Origin of the sequence: Kitasatospora sp. A2-31, from assembly GCF_022288725.1 — a bacterium.
Taxonomy (GTDB): Bacteria; Actinomycetota; Actinomycetes; order Streptomycetales; family Streptomycetaceae; genus Kitasatospora.
Genome location: NZ_JAKNTA010000218.1, coordinates 1 through 1,259 on the forward strand (window position 1 = coordinate 1; position 1,259 = coordinate 1,259).

General features: G+C 71.4%; 2 protein-coding genes. Both read right to left on the reverse strand.

The window, feature by feature from the left end:
* On the reverse strand, positions 1-420 hold a 420-nt coding region (locus tag MCM47_RS41015), incomplete at its 3' end, for an S-adenosylmethionine synthetase N-terminal domain-containing protein (protein WP_308222639.1).
* Between the two features lie 150 nt (positions 421-570).
* Positions 571-1,259, reverse strand: a 689-nt coding sequence (locus tag MCM47_RS41020) for a phosphopantothenoylcysteine decarboxylase (protein ID WP_305068081.1), incomplete at its 5' end; no start/stop codon positions are given.

Here is a 1,259-nt window from a genome sequence, read left to right on the forward strand (position 1 = left end):
CTCGTCCGAGGCGTAGCCGAACATCAGGCCCTGGTCGCCGGCGCCCTGCTTGTCCAGGTCGTCCTCGTCGCCCTCGACGCGCGCCTCGTACGCGGTGTCGACGCCCTGGGCGATGTCGGGCGACTGCGCACCGATGGACACCGAGACGCCGCAGGAGGCGCCGTCGAAGCCCTTCTTGGAGCTGTCGTAGCCGATCTCCAGGATCTTGTCCCGGACGAGCTGGGCGATCGGCGCGTACGCCTTGGTGGTCACCTCGCCGGCCACGTGCACCTGGCCGGTGGTGATGAGCGTCTCCACGGCGACCCGGGAGGTCGGGTCCTCGCGCAGAAGCGCGTCAAGGATGGTGTCGCTGATCTGGTCAGCGATCTTGTCGGGGTGTCCCTCGGTCACGGACTCCGAGGTGAACAGGCGGCGAGACACAGCGCTCCCTGGGGTTGCAGCGGCTGCTGACTGAAGGCCCCCGGCGAACCGGGGACATCCGGAAAGACTTGATTCCTGGAGTGTAACGGTCAGCTACCGACAATCGGCACGCGATTCCGGAATTGGAGACCGAACATCCACCCTACGAGATCAGTCCGCGACCGGATTCAGCCGTTCGGCGACCAGGTCCCAGACGACGTCGGCGAGGGCTTCCTTGGGCCCCACCGGAACGGGCGTCTCGCTGCCGTCCGCGCCCAGCACGACGGCCTCGTTGACGTCCTGGCCGAACGCCTTGCCGTTGCCGACCTCGTTGACGACCAGCAGGTCGCAGCCCTTGCGGGCGAGCTTGGCGCGGCCGTTGGCGAGCACGTCGTCGGTCTCCGCCGCGAAACCGACGACGAGCTGGGCCGAACGGGGGCGGTGGGCGGAGATCTCCGCCAGGACGTCGGGGTTGCGCACCAGCGCGACGGGCGCCGGTTCGACCCCCTCCACCTTCTTGATCTTGCCGGTGGCGTACTCCGCGGGCCGGAAGTCGGCGACCGCCGCGGCCATGACCACGGCGTCCGCGTCCGCGGCGGCCTTCAGCGCCGCCTCGCGCAGCTCCAGCGCGGTCGACACGTGCACCACGTCGACCCCGGCCGGGTCGGGCAGCTCGGCGTTGGCCGAGACCAACGTCACGCGGGCGCCGCGGGCGGCGGCGGTCGTGGCGAGCGCGTAGCCCTGCTTGCCGGAGGAGCGGTTGCCGAGGAAGCGCACCGGGTCCAGCGGCCCCCGGGTGCCGCCCGCCGAGACGACGACGTGCCGGCCGGCCAGGTCGGTGGCCACCGGCCCGCCGCGGC